The 21,479-nt window shown below is 67.7% G+C and carries 2 protein-coding genes; both read left to right on the forward strand.

Annotated elements, in window-relative coordinates; all coding sequences use genetic code 11:
- Positions 1 to 312: 312 nt before the first annotated feature.
- The gene (locus tag J2W22_RS10680) at positions 313 to 2,025 is read left to right on the forward strand and encodes a ShlB/FhaC/HecB family hemolysin secretion/activation protein (protein ID WP_307118241.1); all 1,713 of its coding nucleotides are present in this window, start codon (positions 313 to 315) and stop codon (positions 2,023 to 2,025) included.
- 11 nt (positions 2,026 to 2,036) lie between these two features.
- Positions 2,037 to 21,221, forward strand: a complete 19,185-nt coding sequence (locus J2W22_RS10685; protein WP_307118242.1) for a YDG domain-containing protein — start codon at positions 2,037 to 2,039, stop codon at positions 21,219 to 21,221.
- Positions 21,222 to 21,479 lie beyond the last annotated feature (258 nt).

Here is a 21,479-nt window from a genome sequence, read left to right on the forward strand (position 1 = left end):
GATTTTACCCCCATATGGGAGCTATTCGCTCCCGCCTTGCCTTTCTAGGCAGCCAGCTTCGCGATCGTGCGTGCGCGTCCGCGGAGGGGGATGGTGTCGATGGAAAAGCGATTTTCCTGCCGTGGCTTAGCCGTCGGCCAGGGTTTCGGGCCGGCCAGCGACGGCTTCCGTAACGTCGTTCCACGGCTGTCACTATTAGTAGCGACAGACGCCAAACCGCCCCTCCGGTACATTACGGATGCAGGATCGCCCAACCGGGTCGTGGGGCAGGGCGGCCTTCCAGTTTCTCCGTTTCAGACAAAAGGCCGATCGATGCCGAAGGTTGCCGTGCACACCCGCTCCAGCGGGCGGAAGACGCTTGCGCTGTTTTCATTCCTTGCGGGCACTGCGCTCGCCACGCCCGCGGCTGCGCAGGTGCTGCCCTCGCGCCAGCAGCTCAACCCGGCCCAGCAATCGCCGGTGCCGGCAGCCCCGCGCGGCGAGCTGTTCCGCGACATGGAGGCGGGGCCGTGCCCCTTTGCCGGCAGCGATCTGAAGGTCACGCTCAGCGGCGTCGAATTCCAGGGCACCAGCGGCAAGCTCGCGCTCTCCGACGAGCGGCTGCGCCTCGCCTATGCCGACCTGATCGGCCGCGAAGTGCCGGTCGCCACGATCTGCACGATCCGCGACCGGGTGGCGTCGCTCTACCTGCGCCGCGGCGTTCTTGCCGCCGTGGAGATCCCGCAGCAGCGCATCGCTGACGGGAAGCTGATCCTCTCGGTCACCGAGGCGCATGTCGCCTCGGTCAATTATCATGGCGATGTCGGCCCGGCGCAGCGCCAGGTCGAGCGCTATCTCGACAAGCTCAAGGGCATGGCGCCGTTCGATCTGAACGTCGCCCAGCGCTATTTGCTGCTCGCCTCGGACATCCCCGGAGTGATCGTCCAGGCCTCGCTCAAGCAGACGCCGGGCGGCAAGGGCGCGGTCGATCTCGACATCGCGGTCTCGCGCACCCCGGTGACGGCCAGCTTCGCGGCGAACAATTACGGCTCGGACTCGATCGGCCGCGACCTCGCCACCGCGCGGGTCGACTATAACAGCTTCACCCCGCTCGGCGAGCGGACGACGATCATTGGCTATGGCACGATCACCAGCCCCGAGCAGCGCGTCATCCAGCTGACCGAGAGCGTCAAGCTGGGCGGGGAGGGGCTGCAGTTCGACCTGTCCGGCTCGTTTGCGCGGACCCGGCCGGGTGCCGCGCTCAAGCCGCTCGACCTGCTCGGCAACAGCTTCGCCGGCAATGCCCGGCTCAGCTATCCGCTGCTGCGCCACCGCCGCTACAATCTGAACCTGTCGGGTGGTCTCGAATGGATCGACCAGAAGGTCGAGTTCGGCGGCGGCATCGCCACGCTGACCGACGACAAGCTGCGCGTGTTCTTCGCCAAGCTCGACGGCTTCATCGCGCCGCGCGAACTGGCTTCCCATTCGGTGGTGGCGACCGGCTCGATCGAGCTGCGCAAGGGCGTCAACGGCCTCGGTGCCACGCCCTATGGCAATCCGGTCGCCTCGCGCTTCGGCGGCCGGCCGGATGCGACCGTGTTCCGGGCCGATGTGTCGGTCGGCGGGCGGCTGTTCGGGCCGGTGACCGCCAGCATCGCGACCAGCTGGCAGTACACGAACACGCCTTTGCTCTCCTACGAGGAGTTCTCCGCCGGCACCCTGTCGATCGGCCGGGGCTACGACCCCTCGGCCGCGTCGGGCGACCGGGCGCTGGGCTCGACCCTCGAGATCAGCACCGCGCCCTTCCAGTTCGCCAAGCGCTCGGTCTTCCGCCCCTATGCATTCCTCGACGCGGTGCGCCTGACCAATATCGGCCCGGGCGCCGATCGGACGACGCTGCGCTCCGCCGGCTATGGCATCCGCGCGCAGATCGGCCCCTGGTTCTCGCTCGATGCCGCCTGGGCGCATCCGTTCGACCGGGTGGCGCCGAACGCGCCCAAGCCCGGCGACCGCTTCCTCGTCAGCCTCACCGCCTCGATCTTCTGAGGGTTCAGATCATGTCCGCTCTCCGCCGCCGCCCCAACCGCCGCCTGCTCACCACCTCGGCATTCGGCGCGCTCGCGCTCGCCGCGGTCTGGGCAGCGCCCGCACACGCCCAGCTCGTCCAGGGCGGCACGCCCGCGCAGAGCAACGGCGCAGCGCCGACGATCGACCAGTCGCTTCCCAACACCACCACGGTGACGCTGGGCGGATCGCGTACCGTGATCGACTGGGACAAGTTCGACATCAACTCGGGCGATACGGCGAACTTCGTCTTCGCCAACCGCAGCGACATCGTGCTCAACCGCGTGGGCGGCGCGGGCAGCACGATCAACGGCAACCTCAACGGCACGATCGGCTCCACCGGCGGCGCGGTGGGCGGCAATATCTGGATCTACAACGCCAATGGCGTGGTGATCGGCGCCAATGCCCGGATCAGCACTGGCGGCCTGCTCGTCACCACCGCGGCGGTGGACCGCGCGACCGACAGCAGCGCGGGCGGCTTCCTCGACGGCAGCGCGACCAGCTTCGGCTTCACCGGGGCGGGGACCGGCAACATCACCGTGCAGAACGGCGCGCAGATCGCCAGCCATGGCGGCGCGATCGCGCTGGTGGCGCCGGTGGTCACCACCGAGGCGGGATCGAGCATCTCGGCGAATGACGGCGGCAATGTGCTGGTCGGCTCGGCGGCCAAGTACAAGGTCAGCTTCCGGCCGACCTCGACCGACGACATGGACCTGCTTAGCTTCGAGGTGGCGGACGGCGCCGGTGCCTCCGGCTCCGATGCGATCAACCTGGCCGGCGACATCAGCGGCAACCGCGTTTTCGTCGCTGCGGTCTCGAAGTCGGGCCTGGTGGCCAGCATCATGAGCACCGGCACGATCAGCGCCAACACGGTCGGTACCGACGAGACTGGCGCGATCGTGCTCAGCGCGAACCACGATATCGTGAACGGCGCTGCGGCGGCGGCACCACTTTCCGGCATCGGGGAGGGACACGTCTCTACCTATGGCGGGTCGGTCGCGGGGCCGAAGGTGGACTTTGTCGCGTCCGAGAACGTGCTGCTGCGCGGCGATGTCGGCGAGGCTGGCGCCACCGTCAATCTCCACAGCGACAATACCGATGTGAAGCAATACGCCGGCGTGATCACGGCGGACACGCTCACTGCCAGCGCGCAGACGGGCATCAACTTCAACTCGTTCAGCGCCAACCGGGTCGACAAGCTCGGCGCGCTCAGCACTGTCACGGGCGATCTTGCCTATATCGGCGACGAGGATGGAGTCATCCTCACCGGCGCGATCAGTGCGCCCGGCAAGGTCACGCTCGGCGCGCGCGGCTTCATGGATACCACGACCGGCTCGATCACCGCCGGCAGCCTCGAGCTGTCTCTCGGCGGCGGTGGTTCGTTCAAGGTCAATGGCGACGCCAACCTAAGCTACGGGCAATCCCAGGGCGCGGTGATGATCCATGCGACCGGCGGCATCACGCTGTCGAACGAGTTCGGGATGATCCTCGGCGATACATTGACGCTGACTGCCGATACCGGGGCGATCCGCGAGACGGGTGGCTTCATCTCCGGCGGCGGCGCCGTCGTCGCCAATGCCGCTGGCGAGATCGACCTCAGCGGCGCCAACAGCTTCACCAGCCTCACCGCCAATTCCGCCGATGGCGAGCGCGTCACGGTCAACGCGACGGGCAATCTCGACTTCAAGGTGAACACCTTCTCGGTCGCGCGCTTCACCGTCGGGGGCGATGCGACGTCTTCGGGCACGAACGCACTGATCGCCGGAGGGCTGTTCGTGACCGCGGGCGGCGCGATCAATCTCAGCTCCGACGGCGGAGACGCTGCGTTCGGGGATATGAGCGCGGGCGGCAATATCGCGGTCACGATGGACGACGATGTCGTCCTCGGCGGTGTCATCCAGGCGGGCAATGGCGGCGCCGCGACCTTCACCTCGAACAACGGCGCGATCCGGCAGGTCACCGGCAGCATCACCGCCGGCTCGATCGTTTTCGATGCGGACAGCACGATCACCCAGAGCAACGGCGCCTTCATCCAGACCGGCGGCCTGTCGCTGACCAGCGGCGGCACCGTGACGATGGGCAGCGCGAACAGCTTCACCAGCATCCAGGACTTGCATGTCGGCGGCGACCTGACGCTGCGCAATGCCGGCACGATCAATCTCACCCCGGTGGTGAGCGGTGGCTACACCGCGGGTGGCCAACTCAACCTGACCTCCGATGCCGGCGATATCATCGGCCCCGATCCCATCACCGCATCGCGCATCACCGCTTCGGCCTGGGGTTCGATAGGCCTTTCGGGCGCGATCGACTCGCTGGGCGCCGTGACGGCCGGCGGCATGATCGGAATCTCGTCCAACCGCGCGCTCTCGGTGACGGGCAATGTCGTCGCCGGAACCAATGTCAGCCTGTCCGGGACCTCGATCGGCCAGGGCGCTGGCACGGCGATCTCGGGCAACGACGTCACGCTCAATGCCTCGGCGGGCGCGATCGACCAGGATGCCAGCGCCAGCATTCACACGAGCAATTATCTCGAGGCGCACGCGGCCACCAACCTGCTGCTGCGCGGTGCGAACGATCTCGGCTACCAGGATGCGTATCTGACCGGGGGCACCGGCAAGGACGTCACGATCCGCTCGATCGGCGACTTCCGCTACAACAGCTACGGCATCACCGTCGGCGCGCTGACGCTGATTTCCGACGCCGGCAGCATCCGCCAGGGCAGCGGCATCTATGCGGACACGCTGATCGCCCAGGCGGCGACGGGGCTGCGGCTCGATGGCGGCGGCGTCGGCAACACGGTCGCCACCGTGGGCGGGCTGACCACCGCCAGCGGCGACATTCTCTTCACCGAAGGCAATGGCTTCGACATCGCCGGCGACATCAGCGCGCCGGGGCTGGTCCAGTTCGGTACCAACGGCGACATCACCACCAGCGCCGGCCATCTCTCCGCCGGCACGCTGGAAGTGACCGCCGGCGGCGGCGCGTCGTTCGATGCGCTCGGCAACATCAAGCTGGGCGCGGTGAGCACGTCCGCTGGCGAATTCTCGCTCGCCACCACCGGCGACATCGAGCTGACCGGCGCCGTCAACACCAACGACCGCAACCTGTACCTCTATTCGTCGAACGGTGCGATCACGACGCACGGCGGGACGGTGTCCAACAGCTTCCCGGGCGCGGTCTATGCCACGGCCCAGGGCGGCATCGATCTCACCGGCGCCGGCAACGTGAACGTCTGGGCGACCTCGACCGGCGGCGGGAACATCAATCTCAGCGGCGACGCCGACGTCTACTTCATGGTGAACACCGCGGGCGACCTCACCGTCACCGCAGCGGGCTCTGCCGGCAACAGCAGCGACGTGACTGCACGCTCGGTCGGGATCACGGCCGGTACCGGGATCAGCCTGTACGACCAGACGGTCAACATCGATATCGGCAGCTACCGCTATCTCAGCGTCGCCGACGGCTATATCGACATCGAGAACCAGCGCGACATCAAGCTCGACGGCAACGTCACCGCCGGCGGCGGGACCAGCGGCAACTGGATCCGCTTGAAGTCGAGCCAGAACTCGATCCTGCAGAACAGCGGCACGATCACCGGCTACAGCGTCGAACTGAACGCTGCCCAGTCTGTCACCCAGGATATCAACGCCAAGGTCGTGACCGGCGATTACGGCCTGACCCTCACGGGTACCGACGTGTCGCTGATCGGCGCGAACGAGTTCCCCTGGATCAACACTTATACGGTCACCCACGACCTGACGCTGCGCGTGGTCGGCAATCTCGACATGAGCGGGAGCGCCAACCAGGCCGGCAGCAACCGCTACACCACGCTGATCTCCGACACCGGCAACATCGTCGGCGGCCCGATCGATGCCGACAGGCTGAGCGCCACCGCTACCAATGGCAGCCTCAGCTTCACCTATGGCAACAACCGGATCCGCAGCCTTGGTGACCTGACCGCGAAGAGCACCGGCGGCACCGACATCAACATCTTCACCGACAGCACGATGGGGCTGACGGGCAACATCACCGGCGGCGGTGTCATCCTCCACGCCACGCAGGGGATCAGCCAGACTGCCGGCGCGATCACCGCCGACCGGCTGGCGGCCGGCACCAGCGGCAATCTGCTGCTCGGCGGCGCGAACAATTTCGGCACGCTGACCGAAGTCGGCCATGGTAACGGCACGAACGTCACGATCCGCAACCTGGGCAGCATCGTGCTGCCGACCACATCGACCACCTTCGGCACGCTAACGCTGACCTCGGATACGGGCAGCATCGGCCAGACCGACGCCATTACCGTCGCTACGCTGATCGCGAACGCCGCCACCGGCATCAATCTGGCCTATGCCAACAACTTCACAGCGCTCGACGGGCTCATCACTGCAGCCGGCGACATCCGGATCGCGGACACCAACGGCTTCGCCATCGAGGGTGACATCACCGCGCCCGGCACCGTCGCGCTCGCCAGCGGTGGCAATATCACCACCGGCACCACCACCGTCGGCATCGTCACGACGCCGCACGGCAAGGTCGACGCCGACACGCTCACCGTTTCGGCAGTCAACGCCACGGTCTACACCGCCGGCGACATCAAGCTGGGCGCGTCCTCGGTCATCAGCGGCTTCACGCTGGTCGGCGATGGCAGCATCGACCTGACCGCGACGAGCAACTTCTTCGCCGCCAGCCTGATCGCCAATACCGGCTCGATCACCCAGAGCGCCGGCATCCTGACCGGCAATACCGTGCTCACCGGCGCGGCCGGCAGCATCACGCTCGCCAAGGCCAACAGCCTCTCCAGCTTCGGCGGCACATCGCAGGGCGGCGGCAACGTCACCTTCAACAATGCCGGTACATCCACGCTCGACCTGAGCATCAGCACCACGGGCAACGCGGTAGTGACCACCGCGGGCGGCGTGCTCGGAGCCTATATCCGGGCGGGCGACCTGTCGCTCACCGCTGGCGGAGCGATCGACCTCACGTTCAATACGGACGTGAACAGCGTCAGCCAGCTGGTCACGACGTCGGGGAATATCCTGCTCACCGACGCCAACAGCTTCCAGATCTCCGGCGATGTCACCGCGGGCACGAGCACGCTGGGCACGGTGGACCTGCGGGCGAATGCGGGCGGGATCTCGCAGCTCGACGGGACGATCACCGGCAACGACGTCCATCTCACCGGCACGGGCAACCTGAACCAGGTCGGCACCGCCCGGATCGTCGCCAACACCATCGCGCTGAGCGGCTATTCCCTGCAGTTCGGCGGCGCGAACAGCTTCAACAGCACCGGGAGCAGCATCTCCACGGCCGCAAACGGCGGTCTGATCCTGCGCAATGCCGGTTCGATCGATCTCGATGCGCTGGGCGGCTACACCTCGGGCAGCACCCTCTCGCTGATTTCGGACAATGGCTCGATCACCTCGACGGGCGCAATAAGTGCCTCCTTGCTGTCCGCGGTGGCCGAGCATGGTACCGTCAGCTTCGGCAATGCCGCCAACAGCTTCATTTCTCTCGGCGCCGTCAGCGCCTCGGGCGACGCCACGATCACGACGAGCAGCACGTCGCTCAGCCTGCTGGGCAGCATCGCTGTCGGCGGCAGGCTGACGCTCGGTGCCCAGGGTGCGATCACGCAGAGCAACGGCACGCTCACCGCCGCGTCGCTCTATGCCACCGCGGGCGGCGCCACCGGCGCGATCGCGCTGGGTGCTGCCAACGACGTCGGTACGCTGGGCGCGCTCACCGCCGACGGCGATGTGAGTTTCCACGACATCAACGGCTTCCAGATCGCCGGCAATGTGCGCGGCGACCATGTCACGCTCATCGCCGATGCCGGCGCGATCCGCGAGAACAGCGGCACCGTCATCGCCAACCATCTCACCGCCTCGGCGGTCGATGCGCTGGTGCTCAACCAGATCGGCAACCAGATCCACACTATCGATGGCCTGACCAATAGCAGCAACGCCACCAATGTCGGGATCTCCATCGCCTCCGATGTCGACATGCACCTCGCCGGCGACGTGAGCGCGCCGGGCCAATATGTCTCGTTCTATGTCGGCAGCGGTTCGCTGATCCAGGACAGCGGCACGATCACCGCGGGCGCATTGCGGCTCTACATCGTCAACGGCAATGCCGTGCTGGGCGCCAATGCCCTCGACAATCTCGATTCGATAAGAATCGACAACGGCGACTTCACCGCCAACTCGAATCTGTCCACCGGGGTGCTCGGCCTGAACGGCAACATCGTGGTCAGCGGCACCACCACGATCACCAATGCCGCCGGGATCACCCAGGGCTCGGGCGGGGTGATCAACACCTATAATCTGAACCTGAACACTGCCGGCACGCTCGACATGGGCAATGTCATCAACATCGTCGGCGGGCAGGCCAATATCGCGATGGGCAGCGGCAGCTTCCTGTCCTATGGCGACCTCAACCTCCGGCTGAACGCCACCGGCGCGGCCACGATCACCTCGGGCGGCAACATCAATTTCACCGGCGCGGGTTCGTCCTCGGCCGGCACGCTGACCCTTTCCGCCGCCAATGGCATCTATTCGGGGGCGGGCGCCGGCGGGCAGATCGCCGTCGACCATCTCGGCACGGTCACCAACAGCGGCGGTGGCGGCATCGCGCTGAACCTGCTCGGTAACGTGCTGCTGGAGGGCGACATCACCGCCGCCGGCCAGACCGTCTCGATCACCGCGGAGGACGGTCTCAGCCAGGCGACCGGCAATGTGATCACCGCGAACCGGCTCAACCTCACGACCACGGCGCCCAACGCCTCGGCCGTCCTCGACAACGCCAATGTCATCGGCACCTTCGGGCTGAACATCACCGGCGACGCGACGCTGCGCTCGACGCTCGCCACCACCATCGCCTCGGGCATGTCGGTCGGCGGCTCGTTGACCGTGAACAGCCCCGGCGACATCGTGATGGCCGGCGGCAGCGTGGGCGGCACGCTGGCGCTCTATGCGGGCGGTGCGGTCAACGGCACCGGCTATGTCAGCGCCGACCGGCTGACCGGCAGCGCCCAGGACTATTTCTATCTCAATTTCACCAATCTCAACACGCTCGACGCGGTTGAGAGCGGCAGCGACATCCAGATCAACGCGTCCAGTTCCAACCTAAACATCGTCGGCGACGTCACCGCGGCGGGCGGCATGGAGCTCAGCGGGCACACGCTCAGCCAGAGCGCCGGCACGATCACCGCCGCTAACGGTATCGGCCTGTCCACCGACGGCGCGATCACCCAGACCGGCACCGGCCGGATCATTGCAGGCAGCATTTCGGCGGTTGGTGGGGACATCAGCCTGCTCGGGGCCAACCAGATCGGCACGGTCGGCAACTACCTCAGTTCGGGCGGCACCAGCATCGCGTTCCGCAACCAGGGCAGCATCGAGGCAAACAGCGATTTCCGCTTCTATAACGGCCGCGGTGCGCTGACGCTGATCTCCGATACCGGCTCGATCACCCAGTCTGTCGCCGTGGATGCGACCAGTGTGACGCTCAGCGCGGCGACGGGCATCGACTTCAGCAATGCGGGCAACACGATCGACGCCATCGGCGGGCTGAGCAACGGCACCAGCGGCGGCATCGCCTTTCACAGCCAGAACAGCGTGGCGATCAATGGCGGCATCAGCGCCGCCGGCCAGACGGTGACGCTCGCAAGCGGCGGGGCACTCACCCAGAACAGCGGCGGGATCGTCGCCGGCTCGCTGAACGCCAGCGCCGACACCGGCATTTCGCTCACCAGCACGACCAACAATGTCGGGACCATCACCGGGCTGAGCAACGCCAGCAGCGGCGGCATCGCCTATACCGACACGGACGGCTACAGCCTCACCGGCAACATCGCCGCGGCGGGGCAGACGCTGTCGCTCGCAATGGCGGGCGCTATCGGCACGGTGAACCAGACTGGCACCAGCGTGGTCTCGGCCGGGCTGCTCAACCTGAGCGGAGGCCAGATCTTCAGCCTGCGCGGCATCGGCGGCACCGGCAACCACATCGATGCGATCGGCAATCTCGGCACCGGAGCCGAGATCTACACCAATGGCAATGTCGACCTGACCGGCACGATCGTCACCACCTATCTCGATCTCCGCGCCACCGGCGGCAACATCTTCCAGAGCGGCGGCTCTATCGACAGCAGCGCCACTGGCAGCGTGCTCGAACTCTACGGCAACAACATCGCGCTGACCCGCAGCGGCAACAGGCTGGGCGGGGCGAACCTCACTACCGCGAGCGGCTCCGGGGACGTCACCGCCGTCTCGACCGGCAACACCAGTTTCGGTTCGGTGGAAGGCGGCAACGTCTCGCTGACCGTCACCGGCGGCAATCTCAGCGGCGGCGTCAACGCCGATACGCTGACGGCGAGCGCTTCGGGCACCATCTCGCTCACCGGCCGGATCATCACGCTCGGCAATGTCGGCGCGGGCGGCGATGCTGCGTTCAACTCCAGCGCCAACCTCACCCTCAACGGCGCGATCAACATCGGCACCGGCCGCCTGACGCTCGCCACGGGCGGCGGTCTCACCCAGATGGGCGGTTCGATCACCGCGGGCGGGCTCGATACCACCGCAGGCACCAGCATCGTCATGACCGGCACCAACAATGTCGGGACGATCTTCCGCCTGGTGAGCCAGACCGGCGGCATCACCTATACCGGCACCAACGGCTTCGATCTCGCCGGCAACGTCACGGCCGGCCTCGGCGGCAACGTCTCACTGGCGACGATCAGCGGCTCGATCAGCCAGAGCGCGGGGATCATCACCGCCGGCCAGCTCAGTGTCGTGGCGGGCAACCAGATCATCCTTACCCAGGCGAACCAGGTCGCGCGGCTGGTCAATATGTCGGGCAGCGGCGGGATCAGCTTCACGGCGCGCGACACGCTGGAACTGACCGGCGGCATCAACAGCGGCGGCGCGGTAACGCTCGCCTCGCTCGACGGCGCGATCAATCAGACCGACGGCGCCATCGGAGCGACGAGCCTGTCCGCCTCGGCAAGCACCGGGCTGGACCTGTTCATGGTCAACAACACCATCGATGCGTTCGGCACGCTGAGCACCATCACAGGCGACCTGCGCCTCAGGAACATGTTCGATATCGGGCTGTCGAACCTCAGCGCGGGCGGCGACGTCACGCTGGAGACGCTCATCGGCGCGATCACCCAGGGCGCCGGCACCACGCTCAGCGCGTCGGGGCTCCTGACCCTCACGGCGCAGAACGGCATCCTGCTCGACAAGGCCAACAGCATCGGCACGCTGGGCACGGTCCGCAACACCAGCACCAACGGCATCACCATCACCAATGCCGGGGACCTGATCCTGGCCGGGGACCTTGTCACGGTCGGCCAGAACATCGTCCTGTCCTCGAACAACGGCGCGATCCGGCAACAGGGCGGCACGATCACCGGCTATAGCCTGTCCGCGCAGGCGCTCGGTGCGATCTCGCTCGATCAAGCAAACGATATCGACGCCAGGAGCGCCAACGCGTTCCTCTCGACGGGTGGCGACATCAGCTTCCGTTCGATTAACGCCATCCTGCTCGGCAGCGTCAGCACGCCGGGCCTGGCTTCGTTCGTCTCGGACACGGGAGGCATCACCCAGTCCGTCGGCATCAACGTCGGTGCCCTGTCCGCCACGGCGCTCGACGGCGACATCGTGTTCGACCAGAGCAACATGATCGGCGCGGTGAAGGACGTTGCCACGGACGGCAGCTTCACCCTGAACACCGCCGGCAATCTGGCGCTGACCGGCGCCATCACGGCGCCGACCCTGGTGAAGCTCACCGCCGGCGGCACGATCACCCAGAATGCCGCGACTTCGGCGATCACCACCGCCGCCCTGCAGGCAACCGGGTCTTCGGGCATCTCGCTGCTCGGCGCGAACGATGTCGGCACGATCAGCCTGGACGCCAATGGCAACGACCTGCGCTTCCGCAACCTCGGCGATATCGCGATCGGCACGGTCAGTGCCGCCGGGCACACGATCCAGCTGATCTCCGATACCGGTTCGGTCACGCAGGACTGGAACACCGGCTCGCTGATCGGCTCGGTGATCATCGACGCGGCCGGCGCCGTCACCCTGGGGGCCGCCAACGGCAACCAGCTCGAGCATGTCGATGTGAAGAGCGGCGGGGACGTCGACATCTATAGCAGCGGCAGCGGCTATGGCGGCGCGATCACGGTCGACCGTATCGAGGCCGCGGGCCACCGCGTGACCCTCAACAACGGCGGGTTCGCGATCAGCGGCGGCAACATCACCGCGGACTATCTCTATGTGTTCGGCGTCGGTGTCGATCTGACCGCCGCCGCCAACAATGTCGCCACGCTCAACATCCACACGCCTGGCGGAAACGCCGCCTTCACCAACACCGGCAATCTGCTGATCGACGGGATCGTGTCCCCCAATTCCCTCGTCTCGCTGCGCAGCGAGCAGGGGGCGATCACCCAGACAGGCGGCGCAATCGTCCAGCTGGTCGGTCTCACCGCCTATGGCCGTGACGGCGTGGCGCTTGCCGGCGATATCCAGCGGATCGACGGGGTTTCGGCGGGTAACGGCGCGGACGTCTCGCTGGTCTCAACCCGCGATCTCGAGATTGCGGGGGACATCACTGCGCGCAACCTCACGCTGCGTTCCAACAACAGCTTCGGGCCGAATTTCGGCGCGCTCACCCAGAGCGGCGGCAGCATCACCGCGAGCAGCCTGCTCGCCACCGCCTATGGCGCGATCGACCTGCGACAGGGCAACCATGTCGGCCGGGTCACCGAGCTGACCTCGTTCACCAGTGCCGCGATCCGCCTGACCAGCCTGGGCGGGCTGACGCTCGACGGCAACGTCACCGGCGGCTACCTCGACTTCAACACCGGCACCGGTGCGCTCGAGCAGGTCAGCGGCATCCTTGCCGGCGGGCATGTCGACGTCGCTGCGGGCGGCGACGTCACGCTCGACGGCGCCAATGCGGTCTCCGAATATTATGTCGCCTCGGGCGGCGACGCGACGCTGCGCGGCACTGGTGCGCTGCGGATCGGCGGCCAGGCCGCGTCGATGACCGTGCGCGCGGGCGGCATGATCAGCCAGCTCGACACGCTCCTTGTCGGATCGCTGGATGCGAGCACGACCAGCGGCGCCATCGTCCTCAACTTCGCCAACCAGATCGGCAGGATCACCGGGCTGAGCGGCGCCGGCGTCACCGTCAACAACAGCGGCGACCTGGAGATCGCCGGCGATGTGACGGGCGGCAGCCAGGCGCAGTTCTTCGTCGATGGCGGCCGCATCGCCCAGACATCGGGCACGGTCTCCGCCACCAGCGTCACCTTCGATGCGGGTACCGACATCGATCAGGCCCCGGCAGCCAGGATCATCACCAGCGACTTCACCGGCACCGCGGGCACCGGCTTGTCGCTCGCCGGCCCGAACCAGATCGCCAGCGTCTCGCTCTCCACGACGAGCGGCAACCTGCTGTTCCGCAACCAGGGCGACCTCGACGCCGCGGCCTTCACCACGCCGGGCGACCTCACGCTGATCTCCGACACCGGCTCGATCACCCAGTCGGCGGCGCTGTCGATCGGCGGTGCGGCGAGCTTCCGCGCTGCGGGCGACATCACGCTCGACAATAGCGGGAACAGCTTCCTGTCGCTGGGCGTGATCAGCGCGGGCGGCGATCTCGACCTGCGGGCCACCAACCTGAAGCTGACCGGGAACGTATCGGCCCAGGACATCTGGTTCCGGACCGGCGGGGACATCGATCAGAGCGCTGGCATCGTCACCACCACCAGCCTGGGCGGCATCGCCGATGGCGGGATCAACCTCGGCAACGCGAACCAGATCGCTACGATCGGCGAGCTGCGCGCGCTGGCCGGCGACCTGACGCTACGCGTGGTGGGCAATATGAGCCTGACCGACGCGATCGCGGCGGCGGGTCATGACGTGACGCTCACCTCCGATACCGGCTCAATCGTCCAGGCGAACGATCCGGATGCGGTGATCTATGGCAGCACGCTCAACGCGAGCGCAGGCGGCGACATCACGCTGGGCGGGGCCAACCAGTTCGGCGTGCTGAGCCTCGACCTGGCGGGCAACGCCACCGTCAAGACGGCCGGCAATGTGATGCTCACCGGCATCGTCGATGTCGGCGGCAATCTGTCGCTTATCTCGGGCGGGCGGATCACCAGCAACACGATGACCGGCGGGGTGACCGGCACGCTCACCGCGCGCGCCCAGACCGGCATCGCGATCGCGTTCGACAGCGGCGACGTCGGCGCGTTCGGCGACCAGATCACTGCCGCGGGCGATGTCGGCCTCCAGGCGCGGAATGTCCGGCTGACCGGCACCGTGACCGCGCCCGGGGCGTTCCGCGCAGATGCGCTCAGCGGCTCGGTCACCCAGTCGGCCGGTTCGATCATCATTGCAGCGAGCGCCGCGGGCTCGGCGACCGGCAACATGCTGCTGGGCGGCAACAACACGATCCGCACGATCCTGGGGCTGACCGCGGCCGGCGACCTGAGCTTCAAGACCAGCGGCGCCCTCGACATCGCCGGCACGCTCACCGCCGGCGCCAGCTCGGCGATGACGCTGACTACGGGCGGCGACATCCGCATCACCGGCGCCGATCCGGTCAGCGGCGGCACGCTGAACGTGCTCGCCACGGGGGCCTGGGCAAGCTTCTACAGCAACCCGATGAACCCGCGCACCGTCAGCTTCAGCGCGCTGGGCAATGTGAGCGCCGGCAACTTCGAGATCTACAACGCAGGCTCGCTCGATCTCACCGGCAACTTCGTCGCGACGATGGGTGTGGTCATCGACGCCGACGGCCAGATCACCCAGTCGGCCGGCACGCTGACGGCCGGCCTGTTGACGCTCAATGGCTATGGCATCGCGGTCGACCGGCAGAACCAGGTCAACAGACTGCAGGGCAGCGCCCATGGCGGCACCGCGTTCAGCTTCACCAATGCCAGGGACCTGGTCCTGATCGGCAATCTCGGCTCGGGCGATGTCACGCTGAACATCGACGGCAACTTCACCAACAATGCCGGCATCCTCACCTACGGGGACATCAGCATCACCGCCGCGGGCGGCTATATGCGCGAGCTCTCGGGCAACAAGGTCACTGTCCAGGGCGGGGCGAACGACCTGTCCATCGACGCCATCACCACCAGCGACGATGTCTCGGTGACCGGCACCGGCAATGTCGCGGTCGGCCTGCTCCACCGGTCCAGCAACAACGACGTGGCGGGCGACGGCTATAATGCGCTGATCTCGGGCCATAACGTCACGCTGGGCGCTCCGAGCGGCTCGATCACGAACTCGGACGTCGTCGACTACAGCGTCGGCGCTACGCCGGGCACGGTAACCATCCAGGCGACCGGCAACGCCACGCTGGGCGTCGACCAAGTCTACAACGCTGCGATCGACATCTCCGCGGCCGGCGACGTCCATGCGGAGTCGAACAACGCACTGATGCTGGGCAATGTCTCCGGCGCGAACATCACGCTGCTCGCCGGCACCGACCTGACGGCCAGCTCGATCGCCACATCGGGCGTCTATTCGGTCACCGCGGGTGACATCGGCGCGGGCGCGTTCAACTTCCAGGGTGGCAACCCGCTCGACATCCTCATCACCGATACCTCCGGCGACCTGACCCTGTCGGGCAACATCGCCGCCCGCCGCAACACCACCGTAACCGCTGCCAGCAATGTCCTGGGCGGCACGGCGACGCTCGCGGCCGGCCTGGCCATGGACGGCACGCTCACCGTCAACGGTACCGACATCACGCTGGGCGCGGCGAACAACGTCTATGACGTGGTGCTCAACGGCACCGGCACGGTCGATGTCGGGCAGGTCTCGGTCGGCCAAGACTATGTGCTGAAGGGCAGCACCTTCCTGCACGGCGCGCTCTCGCCGATCGGCGACAAGGCGGGCAGCTGGACCCTGACCAGCCTTGCCGGCCTCAATCTGGGCGGGCTCACGCTCAACTATAAGGGCAATATCGACTTCCATGTCGCCGGCCTGATCGAGAACGGCTCGGTCTGGTCGATGCAGGGCGCGGTGACCGGCGAGGCCAATGCCGCCGATCTCAGCCAGATCTGGGCCGCGACCAATATCGACGTTTCCGCCACGGCCGGGGCTCTCCGCCTTGTCGATGCCAGCGCCACCCTGGGCAGCGTGACGCTGCGCGGCAATACCGGGCTCACCGTGACCGGCGGCATCGAAGCCGGCACCGATGTGAACCTGACCTCCCAGTTCGGGTCCACCCTCGCCGGCTCCGCCAAGGCGGGCGGGAACATCAGCGTCTTCTCGCTGACGGGCAATGCGATCCTGCGCCAGGCCAAGCTCACCGGCGGCGCCGGCACGCTCAGCGTGCAGAGCATCAGCGGGGCGGCAAGGCTCGGCGCGGACGACGCCAGCTCGATTACCACCGACAATTATTTCGAGCGCGCGGCGGGGTCCGCCGGGAATATCACGGTCGCCGGGGCGACCAGCGCGACCGTGAACCTCCATCATTCGGCGGCGCTGGACCTGATCCAGGCCGGCAATGCCGAGGTGAACCTGGCGTCCGGAGACCTGGCGATCGGCCTGCTATGGGCCCAGAGCGGCAACGCCAAGGTGCTGCTCAGCGACGGTTCGCTCTCGATCGGTTCGGCCACCGGCACCACCGTCAATCTCCGGGCGATCGGCGGCGGCCTGACCCTCGGCGCCGGCGGAATCACCGCAAACGATCTCTACCTGACCAGCGATGGCGTAACGGACACGACCGCCGTCGCGAATCTCTCCGCCACCAACTATCTCTATGTCGAGGGCGGCACGGTCCGCGGGGCCTCGCTCAATTCGAACGGCAATGCGGCGGTCTACGGCACCGCGGGCGGGATCACGGTTGACGCGTTCTCCGCCGGCGGCAACGCGACCGTCAGCACCACCACGGGCGCTCTCTCCATCAACCAGGTCTCGATCATGGGTAGCGGTCAGTTCACGGGGGGTAGCTCCGCGACGATCCGCGATATCGCTGCGACCGGTGGCTTCGCCCTGCAGGCGCAGGGCAACGTCACGCTCGGTGCCGATGCGGGCGCTACGCCCGGCACCGGCAACGCGGTCTCGACCGGCGGTACGCCGGGCGGCGTCAGCGGTGGCGGGAGGGTCGTCTCGCTGGGCGGCAATGTCTCGATCAACCTGTTCGGCGTGACTGGCGTGTTCGACGCGGTCCGCGCCGACGCGGGCGACGCTGCCATCGCGGTCGCCAATGCCGATCTGGCGATCAATCAGCTCCGCGGCCACAATATCGGCGCCGCGGTGGCCGGCGTACTGACGATGTTCGACGTCGGGAGCAGCGGCGGCAGCTACACGCTGACCGCGGCGGACTTCGGTGGCGACGCGCTCAACCCAACGCTGTTCGGCGGCGCCGGCGCGCTGGGCAGTGTCACGATCATCGACACGGCAGGCGACCTCGGCGCCAGCGGGGCGCTCCTTTCCTCGGGCGACATCCATGTCGAGGCGCAGCACGGGGCGATCACCGGCCTCTTGTCGCTCGATGCCCAGGGCGACGTCACGGCGATCGGGCAGGGCGTCCGCCTGAGCGGCGTGTCCGGCCACAACGTCACCATCTATGCCGGCACCGGCACCGCGAACATCGTCAACTCGGTCGGCGTGGACAACAACTACACGCTCACCGCCGGTGACTTTGCCGGTGAGACCCTGGCACCCGGGGCCGCGCGCGCGGGCTCGCTGACGATCACCGACACGGCCGGCAACTTCGACTTCGGCGCGACCGACCTGTCGTTCGGCGGGGCGATCTCGATCAGCGCCGCGCAGGGCCTGCTCAACATCGACAACCTCCGCGCGGGCAACGCGATCAGCCTGAACGCCGCCACCGACCTGTCGCTCGCCAGCGCCGGCTATTACGGTACCGGCGCCAACAGCCTGTCGCTCATCGCCGGCGGGGACCTGCGCTTCGGTGCAGCCGATGCCGCCTCGATCACCACGGGCAACGTCTTCACCAACCATGGCGCGAGCCTGACCGGCACCACCATCCGGGCCGGCGGCGGCAATGTCGCGATCAACCTCTATGAAGCCAGCGCGCTGGGCGCGATCGAGGCGGGGACGCTGCAGCTCGCCGTCACCACCGGCGATTTCTCCGCCGGCGACGTGGACGCGGTCGGCGCGATCGTCGTGCAGGGCCCCTCGGGCAGGCTCACCCTGGGTGACGTGACCACTAGCGCCGGCCACATCAACATCTCCGGCCAGGGCAACACCAGCCTGGGCGACGTCTCCGGCCACTTCGTCGTCAATCTCGGCGCGAGCGCCGGCAGCCTGACCCTCGGTCATGTGACCGGCGGCGACGTGTCGCTCCAGGCGGCAGGCGCGATCAGCGGCGCCGGCGTCTCGGCCGCCACGCTCGGCGTGGTGACGGTGAACGGCAATGTCGATCTCGATGCCGGCGGCACCGGTTCGCAGATCGCCCGCCTGACCGGCCTTTCGGTCCATGGCGGCTTCAGGCTCCGCAACCTCGCCGATCTCGCCCTGGACGGTGCGATCGAAGTCGGTGGCACGCTCGACCTCGGGGTCACCGGCGCGCTCAGCCAGAGCAGCGGCTATGTAGCCGCCGATCGCCTGCAGGGCCAGGTGACCGGCGCGGCGACGCTGGGCGGCGACAACCGGATCGGCCAGCTCGGGGACTTCAGCAGCAACGGCCTGAAGTTCAGCACCACCACCGCACTGACGATCGACGGCGCGGTACAGGGCAATGGCGGCGCGGTGGTGATCGCCTCGCATGGCGGGATGACGATCGGCTCGGACGGCAGCGTCACCTCCGCCGCGGCGGGCGATGCGATCACGCTCGCCTCGGACGGCCGCTTCACCAATCTCGCTGGCGCCTCGGCGCTCAGCGCGGCCAATGGCCGCTGGCTGGTCTACACCCAGACCGGCGGTAATCCGGGCATCTCCGATCCGAACAATGATTTCGGCGGGCTGGCGGGTGTCAGCTATTACGGCGACGCCTATGATTTCGTCTCGGGAGGCTTCGCCACCGCGCCGAACGCGGGCAACCGCTTCGTCTATGGATATCGCCCGATCCTCACCGTCACCCCGTCCAGCCTCCATCTGGTCTATGACGGCACCACGCCGGTCGTCACCGCGACGATCACCGGCCTGATCAATGGCGACAGCGCGGCCAATGCCTGGTCGGGCGCCGCCCAGATCAGCGGCGTCGGCAGCAATGCCGGCACCTATTTCGCCTATAGCGCGCTCGGCACGCTGGCTTCGGAGATGGGCTATGGCTTCACCTTCGTCCCCGGCACGGTGATCATCGATCCGCGCACGATCAGTGCGGTGCTGAACGCCAATGACAAGACCTATGACGGCACGATGGGTGCCACTGGCTCGCTCGACCTGAGCGGCGTGATCGCGGGCGACACCGTGGGGATCAGCAGCACCGGCCTGGCCTTCGACAGCCGGAACGCCGGCACTCGCACGGTCACCGCCGGCGGCCTCTCTTTGTCGGGTGCGGATGCGGGCAATTATGTCCTCGCCGCGACCAGCGTGACCGATCTGGCGGACATCCTCGCCAAGGCGATCACCGCGACGCTGTCGGCCAATGGCAAGACCTATGACGGCACCACCGCTGCCACCGGCAGCCTGTCGCTGGCCGGGCTGGTCGGCACCGACCAGGTGAGCGCCACTGGCAACCTCGCTTTCGACAGCCGGAACGCCGGCACAGGCCGCACCGTAACCGCGGGCGGAATCACCCTCTCGGGCGCAGACGCAGGAAACTACACCGTCAACACGACGGCGACGGCACTGGCGGACATTCTCGCCAAGGCGATCACCGCGACGCTGTCGGCCAATGGCAAGACCTATGACGGCACCACCGCCGCCACCGGCAGCCTGTCGCTGGCCGGTCTGGTCGGCACCGACCAGGTAAGCGCCAATGGCAGTCTTACCTTCGACAGCCGGAACGCCGGCACCGGCCGCACCGTAACCGCGGGCGGAATCACTCTCTCGGGCGCAGACGCAGGAAACTACACCGTCAACACGACGGCGACGGCACTGGCGGACATCCTCGCCAGGACGATCACCGCGACGCTGTCGGCCAATGGCAAGACCTATGACGGCACCACCGCTGCCACCGGCACGCTGGGCCTGGACGGCGTCGTTGGCAGCGATGCGGTGTCCGCGACCAGCACCGGCCTGGCCTTCGACAACCGGAATGCCGGCGCCGCCCGTACCGTAACCGCGAGCGGCCTCGGCCTCTCGGGCGCGGATGCGGGCAATTATGTGCTTTCGTCGACCAGCGTCGCCGCCCTGGCCGACATCCTCGCCAAGGCGATCACCGCGACACTGTCGGCGAACGGCAAGACCTATGACGGCACCACCGCCGCCACCGGCATGCTGGGCCTCGACGGTGTCCTCTCGGGCGACCAGGTGACGGTCGGCACCAGTGGCATCGCCTTCGACAGCAGGAATGCCGGCACCCGCACCGCCACCGCCGGGGGCCTCACCCTCGGTGGCGCCGATGCCGGCAACTACACGATCGTTGGCACCGCCACCGGCACCGCGGTGATCGCGCAGAAGGCCATCACTGCCACCGCGACGGCGGACAGCCGGGTCTATGACGGCACCAATGTCGCCACCGGCCGGATCGCGCTGACCGGCCCGATCGCGGGCGACACGGTGACCGGCACTGCAAGCTATCGCTTCGCCGATGCCAATGCCGGTACCGGCCGCGCGGTGCAGGTGAGCGGGCTGGCGCTGACCGGCGCCGACGCCGCCAATTACAGCGTCACCCTGTCCGCCACCCCGGTGACCGCCGACATCGCCCGCCGCGCGGTGACCGTCACGGTCAACGGCACGACCAAGATCTTCGGCCAGCCCGATCCGGTGTTCGGCTACACCGTCTCCAGCGGCTCGGTGGTGGGCGGCGACGGCTTCAGCGGCGCGCTGGCCCGCGAGGCGGGCGAGCAAGTCGGCCGCTATGCGATCGGGCAGGGGACGCTGGCGCTCTCCGCCAACTACCTGCTCACCGTGGTGCCGGGCACGCTGGTGATCAGCTTCACCCAATCGGGCGCCGATGCCGGCGACGCCCTCAAGATGCTGCAGTCCGGTGTCGGCACCGGCTTCTCGCTCAACCAGGACCCTTCCCGGAATCTCGAGGGCGATGGCGAAGGCGAGGAGCCGGCCGGCAGCGGCAAGTAGCAAGAGGGTCCGCGCGGCTGGGCTGCGCGGGCTCTCGGCCCTCGGGGGAGGGGTGGGCGTCGCGGCGGGGGAGCCGCGGCGCCCCAAGCACCGCGAACCGGTTGCTGCAGGCCGGTGTATTGGCACGTAGCAAAGAGGGCCCGCGCAGTCCCCCACTGCACGGGCCCTCACGGCCCCCCCAAAGGGCCGGCGCCTGCAGCACGGGCGGAGCGGGATTCCAGTCCCCCCGCGCCGTGCAGCGGCTGTGGCTAGAAGCCG

The sequence above is a fragment of the Sphingomonas kyeonggiensis genome (genome assembly GCF_030812785.1).
Lineage (GTDB): Bacteria > Pseudomonadota > Alphaproteobacteria > Sphingomonadales > Sphingomonadaceae > Sphingomonas > Sphingomonas kyeonggiensis_B.